The organism is Caballeronia sp. SEWSISQ10-4 2 (assembly GCF_030464885.1).
GTDB lineage: Bacteria > Pseudomonadota > Gammaproteobacteria > Burkholderiales > Burkholderiaceae > Caballeronia.
In genome coordinates this window covers 16,060-31,597 of record NZ_JALPRJ010000001.1, presented here as the reverse complement: position 1 = coordinate 31,597, position 15,538 = coordinate 16,060, and the positions used below count along the sequence as shown (strand labels likewise).

Genomic DNA, 15,538 nt, shown 5'->3' with positions numbered 1-15,538 from the left:
GGACCTGCTGAAGCAAGTCTCGCGCTTTCCGGTTTCTACAAGATTTTACTTCGCCGATTCGCTCGAGGTCTGGACGACTTCAAGGTTCAGGGGCGTCGCTACCAGAACGCTAGGTTGGGTGGCGGCCTGAGCGTTAACTTGCCCACTCGTTTGCGCATCCTGTCGAGTTGCTTGGTATTTCTGCCATTTGCCGTCAGTCAGCGTTTCCACGCTGTCGCCGCATTTGCGATAGAAATTGCCCGCTTCGTCATGCGACGTAAACACTGTCTTCAACTGACACACCATTTGCAGCGCACCTGCGTCGTTCGTCACGTTCAACACGTAGTCCCATTCGCGCACGCCAAAGAACCCCTCATGAAACTGCGGACGACCCAGAAGGCTGGCAATCTGGGGCTTGTTCATGCCAGGCTTGAGCTTGCGCAGGGCATCGGTCGACCGATAGCTGGCGCCGCGATTCGACGCCGATTCGACTGCCGGGAATACCAGTTGATCCTGGCCACCGTCATCAACCCAGGTGCCTGAGGATTCGTTCCAGATTGCTTTAAAGATTCTATTCATGAAAGAAGGATGTCTAACAATTTGACAAATACATGTCGGATGGATCGATGGAATACATCGCGTCCGAGCCTGCCTAACGTAATAGGAAGACACCTGAACGCGAACACTCCCTGGAACGAGGATCTTCCGCCTCGTAAATTCTGGCCCGATCGGGCGTCGGACAGCCTTCCTGCATTGCTACGCTTCGGACTCAGAAGCTCGGGATGATCCCGTTTATTGAGCTTGTGAAATACACGATCTTTCCTAAAAAATATCGGATTGCACTACATAAACTTTGGAATGCAAACTAATGAAAAATTACGTGAAATGTTGTCGCTTCATTCTGTGCGATGCGATTGGTCGAGAGCGCCATCGCGGCTTATTCTCAATTCACTCTTAATAGGTACGCTCCCACTCGCGAGAACGACGCTTCAGGGCGGCCGCCGTCGCATTTGTGCCGCGGATGCCAAAAAACGCAGAAAACTCCCTTTTGGATCAACACTTCGATGGGCGCAAACGTTCTACAATGGCCGCTGTTTTCCGACCTGAGCTTTCATGCGTAACTCTTTCCCTATCCGTCTCGTTCGCGCGTCCGCTGCCGGCGCTGCAATGATCGTCGCCGCCTTGTCATTGTCCGCGCCTGCGCGCGCCAACAACGTCATCGTGCTGAATTCCGGTGAGGCCACGCTGAGCCTTATCGACCAGACCACTCATCAGGTCGTTTCCACCGTCCCGACGGGCAAGGAGCCGCACCATCTAATGGCGACGCCCGACAACGCGTCCCTGATCGTGGCAAATTCGGTGTCGAACAACCTGATGTTCGTCGACCCGAAGACGGGCAAGCCGCAGCGCTGGGTGGAGAACATCGAGGATCCGTATCAGGTTGGGTTCTCGCCGGACAAGAAGTGGTTCGTCTCAACCGGATTGCGGCTCGACCGCGTGGATATCTATCGCTACGACGGCGCGAACATTTCGATTGCGAAGCGCTTGCCGCTAGCGGTCATGCCAAGCCATATCGCGTTCACGAACGACAGCAAGACGGCATTTATTTCGCTGCAGGTTTCAGGCGAAGTCGCGGCAATCGACCTGGCGACCCAGACGATCAAGTGGAAGATGAAGGTCGGCAAGGTGCCGGCTGGCCTCTGGATGACCCCCGGCGACAAATACCTGCTCGTCGGCATGACCGGCGCCGACTACGTAGCGGTTGTCGATTGGCAGGCGCAGAAGATCGTCAAGACGATCAAGACAGGCAACGGCGCGCACAATTTCCGCTCGCTCGCGGACGGCAAGCATGTGGTTGTGTCCAACCGTGTGGCGAGCACGATCAGCATCATCGACGAAGATGCGTTGACGAACGTTGGCGACATCACCGGTCTGATGCCAGGACCCGACGACATGGAACTTTCTGCTGACAAACGCTATCTCTGGGTGACGTTCCGCTTCGCGAAGCATATCGGTATCATTGATATGACCAATCGCAAACTGATCCAGACGATCGCTGTCGGCCGGTCGCCGCACGGGATCTACTTTTTCGATCGCGCGCCAGTGACCGGGCCGAATGGCGGCTAGGCGCGCGCGTAGGGCCGGGGAGGGCAAATCTCTCCCTGCGCGTGAATCGCGGATTGACTAGCAAGCAGCACCCTGTACCGGAGCACCATGTTTCATTCGATCTTCTCCCTTTTCGACAGCTTCGTCTCGACCGTACAGACGTGGCTTTACATCGACTTGGTGCAGCCGTTCATGTTCAAAACCGGCTTGATGGGTTACGACGAGGGCACCTACGACGCGCTGTATTGGGTGATCGTGGGTGTACTGGAGGTGCTCGCCATGTACGCCATCCTGCGTCCGCTGGAAGCGTTGCGGCCCGCTGAGAAGTGGCCGGATCGCAAGGGCGTGCGCGTGGACGCGCTTTACACATGGATCGTCAAGCTCGGGCTCCTGAACCTGTTCTTTTTCTTCACCTTCCAGCCTTTCTTCGACAGCTTTCAAAGCTGGCTGCGGCTGCACAACATCGCCAACATCGATCTCGACAACCTTTGGCCGGGCGTGACCTCCCAGCCGCTCGTCGCGTTCGCTATCTATCTTGTCGTGCTCGATTTCGCCGGGTATTGGTATCACCGGATGGAGCACCGGATCGGTATCTGGTGGGAGCTGCACGCGGTTCACCACAGCCAGCAAAAGATGTCGCTGTGGTCCGACGATCGTAACCACTTGCTCGACGACATTTTGCAGGCTGGATTTTTCGCCACCGTGGCGCTGGTGATCGGCGTGCAACCATCGCAGTTCGTGGTGCTCGTGGCGGTCACCAATCTGATGCAAAGCCTTCAACACGCCAATATCCGGTTACATTACGGCTGGCTTGGCGAGCGTTTGCTCGTCAGCCCGACGTTCCACCGGCGGCATCACGCGGTCGGTTATGGCCACGAAGGCACCGCTTACGGGTGCAATTTCGGCGTGTTGCTGCCGTGGTGGGACATGCTTTTCAGGAGCGTGTCGTGGAATCGCGAACTCGAACCTACCGGCATTCGCGATCAGCTCGCGGTGAACGGCGCGCCGGGCTGCAATTACGGCGATAGCTTTATCGAGCAGCACTGGCTTGCGTTTAAACGCATCGGGGCGCGCATTGCGTCGAATCGGGCAACCAGCGCTCCAGGTTCGGATTCGGACGCGGCCGCTGTGTGATCTGCGGTCTGGGTCCGACGCGTGCATAACGTACCGCAACGCACTGCCTCAGACCTTGTCGCCGGCCGCCCGCCGGCGCTCCTGTTTTAGCCTGCAGCGTTAGCCATCCGGACGAGCAGCGCGGCAAACGCTCTCTGGTTTATCCTGTCTTCTTTCCTCTTCAAACGATCCTTGCATGAATGACTTGCTGCGTTCGTTCGTGCGCGCGCTCGCGAACGCTTTTCACCCGAGAATGCTGTGGCTGACGTTCATGCCATTTGCCGTGGCAACTGCCGTGTGGGGCGCTGTCCTGTGGTTCTCCTGGCAAACGCTGACGGGCGCGGCGCGTGACTGGCTCGACGGCTGGGCGTTCACGTCGGCAATGTACCGGCTCTTCGATTCCATCGGGTTCTCGGCTTTGCACGCGGTGATTGCGCCGTTTTTCATCGTGATCATGGCGATCCCGTTGATCGTCGTGACTATTTTGTTGCTCATCGCGACGCTTTCCATGCCGTCAGTGCTCAAGCTGCTCACGCGGCGCCAGTACGCGGCACTCGAAATGCGGCGCGGCGGCTCCTGGTACGGGAGTCTCGGGCATTCAGTCATCACGACGCTCGTTTGTCTGGTGCTATTGGTTGTGACGCTGCCGCTGTGGCTGATTCCGCCATTTTTCGCGATCATTCCGCCTCTGCTCTGGGGTTGGCTGACTTATCGCGTGATGACGTATGACGCGCTCGCGTTGCACGCGAGCGTGGAGGAGCGGCGGGCTATCGTGCGGCGCGCGCGCTGGCCTCTCCTGGGTATCGGCGTGATCAGCGGCCTGCTCGGGTCCTTGCCGACCATGCTGTGGGCGTGGTCCGTCTGGCTGCTGCCGTTGTTTCCAGTCGTCGCGGCCGTGACCATCTGGATCTACGCGTTCATTCTCGTTTTCTCGGCGCTTTGGTTCGCACATTACTGCCTGCACGCGCTCGAACGCCTGCGTGTGGAAACGGCTGCTGTCGCGCCGCCGCTGGGCGGTCCCGGCGAGCCACCGGAATTCCGAATTTCCGGCTAATTTCAAGATCAGGGAGCATTCATGGGCTTTGGCATGGTCATCATTGGCGATGAGATTTTGTCCGGTCGCAGGACCGACAAGCATCTGCCGAAAGTTATCGAATTGTTGTCGGCACGCGGGTTGGCGCTCGACTGGGCGGAATATATAGGCGACGACCGGGAACGCATTACAGCCACGCTCAAACGGAGTTTCGCGTCCGGCGACATCGTGTTTTCGACGGGTGGCATTGGCGCCACGCCCGACGATCACACGCGGCAGTGTGCCGCCGCCGCGCTCGGTGTGCCGCTCGAACTGCATCAGGAAGCCGCAGAACTGATCCGCGCGCGCATACGGGAAACAGCGGGCGACAAGCCGGTCGATCTGGAGTTGCCGGAAAACCTGCATCGGCTGAACATGGGCACGTTCCCGAAGGGTGCGAGCATCATTCCGAACAGCTACAACCGGATTCCCGGCTTTTCAGTCGGGAATGTCCATTTCGTGCCCGGTTTCCCTGTCATGGCGTGGCCGATGATCGAATGGGTGCTGGACACGAAATACGCACACTTGCATCACGCGACACCTTATGTCGAGCGGTCGGTGCTGGTCTTCGGACTGCCGGAATCGCGTATCACGCCGCTGATGGAGGCGATCGAACGCGACTTCACCGGGGTGCGTGTCTTCAGCCTGCCAAGCGTTGGCGACGCGGCGCGCGGACCGGTGTTCGAGCGCGCTCACATCGATCTGGGCGTCAAAGGTGAGCCGGAAGCGGCGAATGCCGCGTTCGCCAGGCTGCGCGAGGGCGTGGCGGCGCTCGGGGGTGAGATGGTCGAGGTCGAGCCGGGCACAGCGGTTTAGACGCCGCTACGAGGTCGGCCGTTGCGCTAAAAGTTTTACGCGCCGATCCAGGGCAGACCGCGGAAGCACCATCCCGAAGTGGTTTTGCGGTGACCTTGTCCGTCTTTGTCGCCCTCGAAGCCTTCGAGCAGGTCGAAGGCCTTGGTGAAACCTTCTTTCTGGGCCAGGACGGCTGCGAGTTTCGAGCGTGCAGCGCTGCGGCAGAGAAACAGGACAGGCGTGTCGGGCGCGGCCACTTCGCGCAACTGCTGGATAAATACTGGGTTGGGAACCGAACCCGGATACTGAATCCACTCGATGTGCGAGTATTGCGCGGTATCGATGGCAGGGCGGCCCACCCAGTCGAGCTCGGCGCGCGTGCGCACGTCGACCAGACGAACGGAGGGGTCGAGTTGCAGAAGCTCGAAGGCCTCGGCGGGGAGAATGGCGCCCGCGTAAGGCAATTGGTTTTGATCGGCGCGATGTATGGCCTGGGCGTACAACTGCTCGAGCGTGCTCATGGACAGGGTCTCCAATCGGACATTTTAATCAGGCATTCTAGCGTGCTGATAGCGGTCCGATCGTGCTCGGTTGCTTGAGGCGGGGGACGCATCGGGCTGGTGCGAAGCGTTTAAATTGCCCTGAATCAGTGCTAACGTAATGGGTCCCACAATTGCATGCACCTAAAATGTGCATTGCGACACGACTTTGATCGAGTAAGCCCCTTGAAGGGTGATGGTGCTTCCCCGAAAAAGCGCGCAGCTTCAATCGCTTAGCGCAACATTGGTGCACTTGGCATGGAAGCTGCTTTTGACTTTGCCGATGGTTTCGAATCGGTTAGGCGGCGAATGGATGTTCGTCGACTTTTGTTAATCAGGAGATAGGTAATGAGCAAATCCGTGGCCGACGTCATGCAACTCGTCAAGGACGAGGACGTCAAGTTTGTCGACTTCCGTTTCACCGACACGCGCGGTAAAGAGCAACACGTTTCGGTGCCGGTCTCGGCATTCGACGAAGACAAATTTGAAAGCGGCCACGCTTTCGACGGTTCGTCTATCGCCGGATGGAAGGGGATCGAAGCGTCGGACATGCTGCTGATTCCGGACGCTGACACCGCGTTTATCGACCCGTTCTATGAAGAGTCGACGCTCGTGATGTCGTGCGACGTCGTGGAACCGTCGGACGGCAAGGGCTACGAACGCGATCCGCGTTCGCTGGCAAAGCGCGCTGAAGCGTACCTGAAGAGCTCGGGTCTGGGCGACGCTGCTTTCTTCGGCCCGGAGCCGGAATTCTTCATTTTCGATTCGGTGCGCTGGAGCGCGGACCAGTCGGGCTGCTTCGTCAAGGTTGGTTCGGAAGAAGCGCCGTGGTCGTCGTCGATGGAATTCGAAGGTGGCAACACGGGTCACCGTCCGGGCACGAAGGGTGGTTATTTCCCGGTTTCACCCGTCGACACGTTCCAGGACATCCGTTCGGAAATGTGCCTGTTGCTCGAGCAGATCGGCATTCCGGTCGAAGTGCACCACCACGAAGTGGCGGGCCAGGGCCAGAACGAAATCGGCACCAAGTTCTCGACGCTGGTTCAGCGCGCTGACTGGACGCAACAACTGAAGTACATCGTCCAGAACGTGGCGCACACGTACGGCAAGACGGCGACGTTCATGCCGAAGCCTATCGTTGGCGACAACGGCTCGGGCATGCACGTTCACCAGTCGATCTGGAAGGACGGCAAGAACCTGTTCGCCGGTGACGGATATGCAGGCCTGTCGGAATTCGCGCTGTTCTACATCGGCGGCATCATCAAGCATGCTCGCGCGCTGAACGCGATCACGAACCCGTCGACGAACTCGTACAAGCGTCTCGTGCCGCACTTCGAGGCACCGGTGAAGCTCGCCTACTCGGCGAAGAACCGTTCGGCTTCGATCCGCATTCCGCACGTGTCGAACCCGAAGGGCCGCCGCATCGAAACGCGTTTCCCGGATCCGATGGCGAACCCGTACCTGTGCTTCTCGGCGCTGATGATGGCCGGTCTGGATGGCGTGCAGAACAAGATCCACCCGGGCGAAGCAGCGGACAAGAACCTGTACGACTTGCCGCCGGAAGAAGATGCAAAGATCCCGACCGTGTGTTCCGGTCTGGACCAGGCGCTCGACGCGCTCGACGCTGACCGTGAGTTCCTGACGGTTGGCGGCGTGTTCACGGACTCGATGCTCGACGCGTATATCGAACTGAAGACGACCGAATTGCAGCGCTATCGCCAGGCTGTGCATCCGATCGAGTTCGAAATGTACTACTCGCTGTAAGCGTCTTACATGGCGTGCGCGCTTCTCTGGTTGCCGTATCACGGAGAAGCGCGTCGTGTGACGCGAAGCAGAAGTGTCGGATGAACGAAAAAGGGACGGCGTGCCGTCCCTTTTTTTAATCGCCGGCGCTTCTCCTGACAAGTTTCAAGACGGGGTCTCACTGCACGATGGTTCTCAAGAATCTCATCAAGGCGAGAAAGAGTCCTCCCGACAACTCGTTGTCCGACGACGCAGCGCTCGTCGCTACTCATTTACTGCCGGGCATGGAAGCGCTGCCCACAGTCGTGCTCGTGCTGGACAAGCTGACCCTCAAGATCGCGTTTGCGAATCCGTCGGCGGAAGCCATGCTCGAGCGCTCACGCAAGCAGTTGGCTCAAACCGCGTGGCCCGAACTGTTCGCCAATGCAGACGAACTGGTCACGACCATTGCGTCGATTGCCGATCATCGTTTTAACGCGACGCATCTTGACGCCGTGCTCGAGCGTCCCGGCCGCGAGCCGCTGCACATTCACGCGATTGTCGCGTATCTGGAAGTTGCACCGAATTACGTGTTGCTCGAACTGTTCGAGAACGAGCGGCATCTGAAGACTGACCGCGAAGAGCGTATTCACGATCTGACTGCAGTCAACAAGCAACTGATTCGCAATCTCGCGCATGAAATCAAGAATCCGCTTGGCGGCATTCGGGGCGCTGCCCAACTGCTCGAGTTCGAGTTGGGTGCGCGCGAACGCGATGAATTGCGCGAATACACGCAGGTGATCATCAAGGAATCGGATCGGCTGCAAACGCTGGTCGACCGGTTGCTTGAGCCGCACCGGCATCCTCATATTGTCGGCGATGTGAATATTCACGAAGTCTGCGAGCGCGTGCGCGCCGTGATCCTCGCGGAATTTCCACGCGGCCTGACGCTCGAGCGCGACTACGACGTGAGCGTCCCTGATTTGCGAGGCGACAAGGAGCAGCTTATCCAGGCGCTGCTCAACATCGTGCGCAACGCGGCGGAAGCGCTGCGCGAACGTATTTCGCAAGGCGATGCACGTATTGAATTGCGTACGCGCATTGCGCGCAAAGTGACGATTGGAAAACGCTTACACAAACTGGCACTGGACTTGCATATCACTGACAACGGTCCCGGCATTCCGGAAGAAATACGCGACCGGATCTTTTATCCGCTCGTGTCCGGACGAGAAGACGGCAGCGGATTGGGCCTCACGCTCGCGCAGACTTTCGTGCAGCAGCACGATGGTTTGATCGAAGTGGAAAGCAAGCCGGGTTGCACTGAGTTCACCATCTTGTTGCCGTTCGAAGGGTGAGCTTGCTCATATGAAGGACGAAGCACCGAAGCACGGAGTCAAGAATCGATTACGAGGGTTCATCGACATTTTGAAAAGCGCTAGTGCGCCTGACCGTTTCGACGGGCTTATACCGAACCACACGAAGACATCTCGCCGAACTATATGAAGCCGATCTGGATAGTAGACGACGACCAATCCATCCGCTGGGTGCTCGAAAAAGCGCTCGCAAGAGAGAACTTCGCCACGCGCAGTTTTTCCGGCGTCCGCGACGCGCTGACGGCGCTTGAACAGGAGAGTCCGCAAGTGCTCGTGTCCGACATCCGCATGCCGGGCGGTTCGGGCCTTGAATTGTTGCAGACCGTGCGCGACAAGTTGCCCGGTTTGCCTGTCATCATCATGACGGCGTTCTCCGATCTCGACAGCGCCGTCGCCGCATTCCAGGGTGGTGCGTTCGAATATCTGGCGAAACCGTTCGATGTGGACAAGGCGGTGGAGCTGATCCGGCGCGCCGTCGATGAAAGCATGCGTGGCGAAGCGGCTTACGACAACAGTCTCACTGAAGCGCCCGAAATGCTTGGTCAGGCGCCGGCGATGCAGGACATGTTCCGCGCCATCGGCCGTCTGTCGCATTCCGCGGCCACCGTGCTCATCACGGGCGAATCAGGCACCGGAAAGGAGCTTGTCGCACGCGCGTTGCACCGCCATAGCCCGCGCGCGAACGGACCGTTCATCGCGTTGAACACCGCCGCGATCCCGAAGGACCTGCTCGAGTCCGAGCTGTTCGGCCACGAACGTGGCGCGTTCACCGGTGCGCAGGCCATGCGTCAGGGGCGTTTCGAGCAGGCGGAAAACGGCACGCTGTTCCTCGATGAAATCGGCGATATGCCGTTCGATCTGCAGACGCGTTTGTTGCGTGTGTTATCCGATGGGCAGTTTTATCGCGTGGGCGGGCATAACCCGTTGAAGGCGAACGTCCGCGTGATTGCGGCGACCCATCAGAATCTCGAATCGCGCGTGCGGCAAGGCCTGTTTCGCGAGGACTTGTATCACCGGCTGAACGTCATTCGCTTGCGCTTGCCCGCGTTACGCGAGCGCAGCGAAGACATTCCGCTGCTGACGCGGCATTTCCTGCAAAAAAGCGCGCGTGATCTGGGTGTCGAGCCGAAACGCGTATCGGAAGATGCGCTTGGGTTTTTGGCGTCGCTGCCGTTTCCCGGCAACGTCCGGCAACTTGAAAACCTGTGTAACTGGCTGACCGTGATGGCGCCGGCGCAGACGATCGAACAAAAGGATTTGCCGCCCGATCTCACGCCGACTCAGGAATATGCCGGTGAGAGCACGGCGCTGACAGCGTCGGTCGTGGAAATGGGCGGTGGGTCGAACGCGACCCTGCCGGGCGGCGTAAGCGGTTTGCCGGCTTCGCTCGGCGTACCGCTTGCCGGCATTCCCGCCAGCGTGTGGGAAAACGGGTTGCGGACCGAGGTCGCGAGATTGCTGCGCGAGAATACCGCCGATGTCATGGACGAACTCGCGCGCCGGTTTGAGGCTGCGGTGATCCGTGAGGCACTCGACTTCACGCGCGGCCGGAAAGTGGAAGCGGCTGAGCGGCTGGGGATTGGCAGGAATACGATCACGCGCAAGATCCAGGAGTTGCATCTGGACGCTTGATCGCGATATTCGCGGCGGGGCGGGCCTGGCGACGCTTCGCCGCGCGTTTTTAAGCGTGCGTTAGCAATGAGCCTTAAGCGTCCACGTGTTCGGTCCAGCCATTGCCCAAGCGCTTGGCGCAGCTTTTGCGCTAGCGCTCTGCCTCTAGAACCATCGCCCCTTCAGCCAAGCGTTGCGATCACCGGTGCGTGATCCGACGGTTGTTCCCACTTTCGCGGCACCTTGTCCACTTCGCACGCCGTGCAGCGTGCGGCGAGTTCGGCCGTCACCAGAATGTGATCGATGCGCAACCCTGCGTTGCGGCGGAATCCCAGCATCCGGTAATCCCACCACGTATAAAGCTTCTCGGGCTGCTCGAACTTGCGGAAGGTGTCGGTAAGACCGAGTTCTACCAACTGCACGAAATGGGCGCGTTCTTCCGGCGAGACGAGGTTCTGGCCTTCCCATGCTTTCGGATCGTGGACGTCCCGATCTTCCGGCGCGATGTTGTAGTCGCCCAGCAGCGCGAGTTGCCGATAGGTCTTCATCTCGCCCTCGATCCAGTCCCGCAACGCCTTGAGCCAGCGCATCTTGTAGGCGAATTTTTCGGTGCCTGGAGCCTGGCCGTTAGGGAAGTAGGCCGAGATGATCCGCACGCCTTCGATGGTCGCGGCGATCACGCGTTGCTGCGGATCTTCGAACGCGGGGATGTTGCGAACGATGGTGGTCTCGTCGACGCTCAGGCCGTCGCGAACCAGAATACCGACGCCGTTGTAGGTCTTTTGGCCGGCGAACCAGCTTTTGTAGCCGACGGCCGCGAGTTCAGCGACAGGGAATTTGTCGTCAGTGAGTTTGAGTTCCTGCAGGCACAGCACGTCGATGCCACTCGTCGCCAGCCAGTCGATGACATGCTGCAGGCGGACTTTGAGTGAGTTGACGTTCCAGGTGGCGATTTTCATCAATGACGTAATACGTTGATTATAAGTAGATATGTTGCTTGGTTCAGCGGGTGATATACGTATTGATATACGATTTCACGTGTGGTGCCAATACTCAGAGCTCACACGCCACGCCGGCCCTGCGTCGCAGGCTAGTCGTGGCGTCCCAGGCGGAATCACAGGGTTTCTTCCCGGACCTATAGTCGTCGGCCGGACTCGGCAGTTGGTAATCATCTCATTCCGCTTTACCAAGAAATTGCGCCATGTTACTCCGATAGCGGTTCTGAAATTTGACGGCGCGAATTGGCGGTGCCACGAGCCTCGCGGGACGGAGACATAGCTTGACGCTGCGCCCCACCTGCAATGAATGATCCGGGAAACATCAATCGAGTGGCTAGTTGTCCGACGACGCGACCTGAGTCGCAGTCAATCGAGCGGTGCCTTATGGATGCCGAGCGGACATCAAAGTGCCGGATCGCACGGAAAAACTAGAACGATGGCCCGGCTCATATCGAGGAATGCGATCGTGCGGTTGTTCCGCCGCACTGACCCTCCGGCTGGATCAACCGTATTTCTACCCGGGACCGCGTGCAAATCAGGTCTGACATTGCTGTTCACGATCAGCCTGTTGCCTTACGAGGCGATGGCGTTGCTTCAGCGGCAGCCTGCGCGGCGAACGGATTACCCGACTGCCTTCTCCACCATATTCCGCAAGGTACCGATTTTCTCGATCTGGACTTCGCAAATGTCGCCGGCTTTCATAAAAATCGGCGGCGTGCGGGAGAAGCCCACACCAGATGGTGTTCCAGTGGCAATGACATCGCCCGGTTTTAACGGTATGAGTGCCGACGCATAAGCGATGATTTGCGCGACACCGAAGATCAGGTGGCGGGTATTGCTGTCCTGAAGGGTCTTGCCATTGAGCAAAAGTTTGATGTCAAGGCAACCCGGATCGGGGATCTCGTCTGCCGTGACAAGCCACGGACCGAGGCCACCGGTTTGCCAGAAATTCTTGCCTGAGGTGACCTGGCTCGAATGATATTGCCAGTCGCGCACGCTGCCGTCGTTGAAGCAGGTATATCCGGCGACATGGCTCAATGCGTCGGCTTCGTCGATATAGCGCCCACCTTTTCCGATGACCACGGCCAGTTCTGCTTCGTAGTCGAATTCGTCCGATACCTTGGGTATCTGCAGAGGCTGGTCATGCGCGACCAGCGATTCCGGAAAACGGGGAAACAGCGATGGGTGCTTCGGCTTCGGGCGTGCGATGCCGGCATCCTGAACTTCCTTCAAATGGTCCGCATAGTTAACGCCGACACAATAGAAATGGGCAGCGTCAGGGATAAGCGGCAGGAAGACCACGTCGCCGAGAGCGTGGTCGGGTTGTGCCCCCTCAAATTCAGCCGCCGCCGCAAGCTTCCCGGCCTCGAGCAATTGGCGCAAGCTGTTCACGCCGAGCCGCCTGCCGATGTCGACGACACCGTCATCAACGAGCGCCCCTAGACGGGCAGCGCCTTCGAACTCGTAAGACAGAAGTTTCATGCTATCTCCATTGCGTCGACTGAGGCGACGACTTTGCCGGGACTATCCCGGACGTTTGCCATAGATACCGATACGCAAGCACGGTGAACGAATAGCTGTTACGGGACGGCTCAGGCTTCCCGATCGGCGACTGTTGTCTTGCCGGCGATATCGCGGAGCAGATCGTTTAATCCGTCGGAAAGAAATCGTGTGGTTTCCTGATCAACGACCCGGCCGTCCCGTATTTTTTCATGCGCCATGCCGATGACGATCTGCGGACGCAGCACGAGAAATGCAGCATTCGAGAGCAGTGTTTCGTTGAGTTGCGCCTGTGCTCTTACTCCTCCCGTGAAGGCCGGCGATGCCGAGAGCGTCAGGAAGGATTTTCCTTTCAGTTTTGATTTTCCGTAGGGTCTGGACGCCCAGTCCAGCGCGTTCTTCAGGACGCCGGACATGCCGTAGTTGTATTCCGGCGTGACGATCACCAGACCTGCCGCGCGTTCGATTGCCTGCCGCAGGGCAGTCACCGACTCGGGAGGCGATTCGTTATCGAGATCCTGGTTGTACAAGGGCACAGCGTCGAGCGGAAAAATTTCAAGTGTCGCGCGGCTCTCAGTGAGGCCAGCGATGTTTTGCAGGATTGCCGTGCAGAGCGAAGCCTTGCGCAGACTTCCCGAGATTCCAAGCAAAACAGGTTGATCAGCCATTTAAATTCTCCAGATGTGTGCTCAGAAGATCATGCAGTCGCCAGTTTATTCCTAAAAATAGGAATATTTCAACTGAAATCCAAAGACTTCCGTGGAAGTCGCATTTCTTTTCGCCTTCGAGGCTGTTGTTCCGTGAGGCAGGACAGTCACCGAAGGAGGTGAGTACCGTCTTGACATATTCCCATTATGGGGAATATATTGCACGAAAGCATGGGCGATCGGTGTCGTCCACGGTCTGGATGGGCTACGTGTTCCGGGCTGTTCAGAAAAGCGACCGATGAAGGCATCGGTCCAGTGCAAAGAGGTGGAGATAAGGATGAGGATGACTGAAGAAACAGGATTGGAACGAAGCGAGTTGGATCAGAAAAATTCCTACGGCGTGATCTTCGAACAGGACGTTCCCATTCCCGTAAGCGACGGGCTCGTTCTGCGTGCGAACGTATTCCGTCCGGATGCAGAAGGCAACTTTCCCGTGATCATGGCGCAGGGCGTATACGGCAAGGATCTCCATTTCGAGGACGGCTTCAAGACGCAATGGGATCAGCTAATCGGCGTATATCCGGATCTCTGCAGCAACGGTTCCACAGGCAAATATCTTCGTTGGGAAACAGCCGATCCTGAACGTTGGGTTCCGGACGGTTTTGTGATCATCCAGATCGATTCGCGGGGAAGCGGAAAGTCGCCCGGCTACCTGGATCCTCGCTCGCCGCGCGAGATCGTGGACTACTACGACGCTATCGAATGGGCGGCCCGGCAATCCTGGTCGAACGGCAAAATCGGCTTGCTGGGTATTTCCTACTACGCCGTGACGCAGTGGCGCGTCGCGACGTTGAGGCCGCCACATCTGGCAGCGATCTGCCCTTGGGAGGGTTATACCGACTACTACCGCGACAGCACGCATCACGGCGGCATCCTGAGCAGCGGTTTCGCTAATTACTGGTGGCCGAAGCAATGTCTCGCCGTGCAGCACGGCAACGGCGCCTCGCCGCATCGGGAACGGGAGTCCGGCAAGCGTGTCACCGGCGAAGAGGCATTGAGTGAACAGGAGCTCAATGCCAATCGCACTGACTACGTCGCCGATATTCTGCGGCACTCGCTGGATAGCGCCTGGTGGCGTGAACGAACGCCGGTGCTCGATCGTATCGAGGTGCCGGTGCTGTCGGCCGGCAACTGGGGCGGTCCCGGCATGCATCTACGCGGAAACATCGAGGGTTTTCTCGGAACGGGTTCGCAGCAGAAGTGGCTCTCCCTGCACGTCGGGAAGCACTGGGAGGGGTTCTATCTTCCCGAATACGTCGCCATGCAGAAACGCTTCTTCAACCATTTTTTGCGCGATGAGCAGAACGGCTGGCAGAACGAGCCTGAAGTGCGGATCGTTGTGCGCGATCCACGAGGCGATCGGGTGCACACAGCGTCGTCGTTCCCACTGCCGGAGACACAACTCACGCGCCACTACCTCGACGTCTCGTCGGGCATGCTCTCCACCGATTGTCCTGCAGAGGAGTGCAGCGCGATCTTCGACGCGATGGGGGACGGGGTGAGCTTCACGACAGCACCCTTTGAAGTCGATACCGAATTTACCGGCTTCATCACGGCCCATCTCTGGGTGTCATCGTCGACGGAAGACATGGACCTGTTTGCCGTCTTGCGAATCGTCGATGAAGCCGGCAAGGAGCTCGTCATCAATGGTGCGCACGAAGCGTCTCCCGTGTCGCGCGGCTGGCTGCGCGTGTCGCATCGCAGGCTCGATCCACAGCGGAGCAATGCGCTACGTCCCTTCCATGCTCATGACCGGGTCGAGCCGTTGGTGCCGGGTGAGTTCTATGAAGTGGACGTCGAGATCTGGCCAACGTCGATGGTCTTTCCGAAGGGCTATCGATTGGTGTTGACCATTATGGGCAAGGATTTCGAGTTCCCCGACATTCCGGGCCGGATTCTGCACAAGCACGCATCCGACCGCGGCGGCGCCACCTTCCATGGCAGCACTCGCATTCTGACCGGCGGGACTCGTGCGTCCTATCTGACGCTTCCCCATATCCCCAGCGCTAACGATTGAGAGGAC

13 protein-coding genes are annotated in these 15,538 nt (G+C 58.6%); 8 read left to right on the top strand and 5 right to left on the bottom strand.

The window, feature by feature from the left end; all coding sequences use genetic code 11:
- Nucleotides 1–45: 45 nt before the first annotated feature.
- Nucleotides 46–558, bottom strand: a complete 513-nt coding sequence (gene bamE, locus M0D69_RS00150; protein ID WP_301780093.1) for an outer membrane protein assembly factor BamE — start codon at nucleotides 556–558, stop codon at nucleotides 46–48.
- A 534-nt stretch (nucleotides 559–1,092) separates the two neighbouring features.
- Here bamE and M0D69_RS00145 point away from each other — a divergent pair.
- The 4 genes from M0D69_RS00145 to M0D69_RS00130 all read left to right on the top strand — a co-directional run bounded on the left by M0D69_RS00145 (nucleotide 1,093) and on the right by M0D69_RS00130 (nucleotide 5,086).
- Nucleotides 1,093–2,106, top strand: coding sequence for a beta-propeller fold lactonase family protein (locus tag M0D69_RS00145; RefSeq protein WP_301780092.1), 1,014 nt, complete (start codon nucleotides 1,093–1,095; stop codon nucleotides 2,104–2,106).
- 87 nt (nucleotides 2,107–2,193) lie between these two features.
- Complete coding sequence (locus M0D69_RS00140; protein WP_301780091.1) at nucleotides 2,194–3,219, top strand: sterol desaturase family protein; 1,026 nt, start codon at nucleotides 2,194–2,196, stop codon at nucleotides 3,217–3,219.
- A 175-nt stretch (nucleotides 3,220–3,394) separates the two neighbouring features.
- Nucleotides 3,395–4,252 carry an EI24 domain-containing protein gene (locus tag M0D69_RS00135; protein ID WP_301780090.1) on the top strand — a complete coding sequence of 286 codons (858 nt, stop codon included), beginning with the start codon at nucleotides 3,395–3,397 and terminating at the stop codon, nucleotides 4,250–4,252.
- Nucleotides 4,253–4,273: 21 nt separating this feature from the next.
- Nucleotides 4,274–5,086, top strand: a complete 813-nt coding sequence (locus M0D69_RS00130; protein WP_301780089.1) for a molybdopterin-binding protein — start codon at nucleotides 4,274–4,276, stop codon at nucleotides 5,084–5,086.
- 35 nt (nucleotides 5,087–5,121) lie between these two features.
- Here the strand turns inward: M0D69_RS00130 and M0D69_RS00125 are convergent, their stop codons facing one another.
- Nucleotides 5,122–5,586, bottom strand: a complete 465-nt coding sequence (locus M0D69_RS00125) for a rhodanese-like domain-containing protein (protein WP_301780088.1) — start codon at nucleotides 5,584–5,586, stop codon at nucleotides 5,122–5,124.
- Between the two features lie 366 nt (nucleotides 5,587–5,952).
- Here M0D69_RS00125 and glnA point away from each other — a divergent pair, with 366 nt between their 5' ends.
- The 3 genes from glnA to ntrC all read left to right on the top strand — a co-directional run bounded on the left by glnA (nucleotide 5,953) and on the right by ntrC (nucleotide 10,331).
- Nucleotides 5,953–7,368, top strand: coding sequence for a type I glutamate--ammonia ligase (glnA, locus tag M0D69_RS00120; protein WP_047896391.1), 1,416 nt, complete (start codon nucleotides 5,953–5,955; stop codon nucleotides 7,366–7,368).
- A gap of 167 nt (nucleotides 7,369–7,535) precedes the next feature.
- Nucleotides 7,536–8,681 (top strand): nitrogen regulation protein NR(II), encoded by a 1,146-nt coding sequence (gene glnL / locus M0D69_RS00115; protein ID WP_301780087.1) that lies wholly within the window; start codon nucleotides 7,536–7,538, stop codon nucleotides 8,679–8,681.
- Nucleotides 8,682–8,825: 144 nt separating this feature from the next.
- Nucleotides 8,826–10,331 carry a nitrogen regulation protein NR(I) gene (gene ntrC / locus M0D69_RS00110; protein ID WP_301780086.1) on the top strand — a complete coding sequence of 502 codons (1,506 nt, stop codon included), beginning with the start codon at nucleotides 8,826–8,828 and terminating at the stop codon, nucleotides 10,329–10,331.
- 161 nt (nucleotides 10,332–10,492) lie between these two features.
- Here the strand turns inward: ntrC and xth are convergent, their stop codons facing one another.
- From xth to M0D69_RS00095, 3 genes are all read right to left on the bottom strand, one after another.
- Nucleotides 10,493–11,269: an exodeoxyribonuclease III gene (gene xth, locus M0D69_RS00105; protein ID WP_301780085.1), complete on the bottom strand. Its 777-nt coding sequence runs from the start codon at nucleotides 11,267–11,269 to the stop codon at nucleotides 10,493–10,495.
- Between the two features lie 660 nt (nucleotides 11,270–11,929).
- Nucleotides 11,930–12,790, bottom strand: a complete 861-nt coding sequence (locus M0D69_RS00100) for a fumarylacetoacetate hydrolase family protein (protein ID WP_301780084.1) — start codon at nucleotides 12,788–12,790, stop codon at nucleotides 11,930–11,932.
- Nucleotides 12,791–12,900: 110 nt separating this feature from the next.
- Nucleotides 12,901–13,476 (bottom strand): NADPH-dependent FMN reductase, encoded by a 576-nt coding sequence (locus M0D69_RS00095; protein WP_301780083.1) that lies wholly within the window; start codon nucleotides 13,474–13,476, stop codon nucleotides 12,901–12,903.
- Between the two features lie 322 nt (nucleotides 13,477–13,798).
- On the opposite strand from M0D69_RS00095, the gene M0D69_RS00090 reads away from it, so the two are divergent.
- Entirely contained in the window at nucleotides 13,799–15,532 is a 1,734-nt protein-coding gene (locus M0D69_RS00090; protein WP_301780082.1) for a CocE/NonD family hydrolase, read from the top strand.
- Nucleotides 15,533–15,538: the final 6 nt, after the last annotated feature.

What these genes read in the sequence shown, in the direction of transcription:
- bamE (WP_301780093.1), bottom strand. Translation starts at nt 558, where the DNA reads ATGAATAGAATCTTTAAAGCAATCTGGAACGAATCCTCAGGCACCTGG.
- M0D69_RS00145 (WP_301780092.1), top strand. Translation starts at nt 1,093, where the DNA reads ATGCGTAACTCTTTCCCTATCCGTCTCGTTCGCGCGTCCGCTGCCGGC.
- M0D69_RS00140 (WP_301780091.1), top strand. Translation starts at nt 2,194, where the DNA reads ATGTTTCATTCGATCTTCTCCCTTTTCGACAGCTTCGTCTCGACCGTA.
- M0D69_RS00135 (WP_301780090.1), top strand. Translation starts at nt 3,395, where the DNA reads ATGAATGACTTGCTGCGTTCGTTCGTGCGCGCGCTCGCGAACGCTTTT.
- M0D69_RS00130 (WP_301780089.1), top strand. Translation starts at nt 4,274, where the DNA reads ATGGGCTTTGGCATGGTCATCATTGGCGATGAGATTTTGTCCGGTCGC.
- M0D69_RS00125 (WP_301780088.1), bottom strand. Translation starts at nt 5,586, where the DNA reads ATGAGCACGCTCGAGCAGTTGTACGCCCAGGCCATACATCGCGCCGAT.
- glnA (WP_047896391.1), top strand. Translation starts at nt 5,953, where the DNA reads ATGAGCAAATCCGTGGCCGACGTCATGCAACTCGTCAAGGACGAGGAC.
- glnL (WP_301780087.1), top strand. Translation starts at nt 7,536, where the DNA reads ATGGTTCTCAAGAATCTCATCAAGGCGAGAAAGAGTCCTCCCGACAAC.
- ntrC (WP_301780086.1), top strand. Translation starts at nt 8,826, where the DNA reads ATGAAGCCGATCTGGATAGTAGACGACGACCAATCCATCCGCTGGGTG.
- xth (WP_301780085.1), bottom strand. Translation starts at nt 11,269, where the DNA reads ATGAAAATCGCCACCTGGAACGTCAACTCACTCAAAGTCCGCCTGCAG.
- M0D69_RS00100 (WP_301780084.1), bottom strand. Translation starts at nt 12,790, where the DNA reads ATGAAACTTCTGTCTTACGAGTTCGAAGGCGCTGCCCGTCTAGGGGCG.
- M0D69_RS00095 (WP_301780083.1), bottom strand. Translation starts at nt 13,476, where the DNA reads ATGGCTGATCAACCTGTTTTGCTTGGAATCTCGGGAAGTCTGCGCAAG.
- M0D69_RS00090 (WP_301780082.1), top strand. Translation starts at nt 13,799, where the DNA reads ATGACTGAAGAAACAGGATTGGAACGAAGCGAGTTGGATCAGAAAAAT.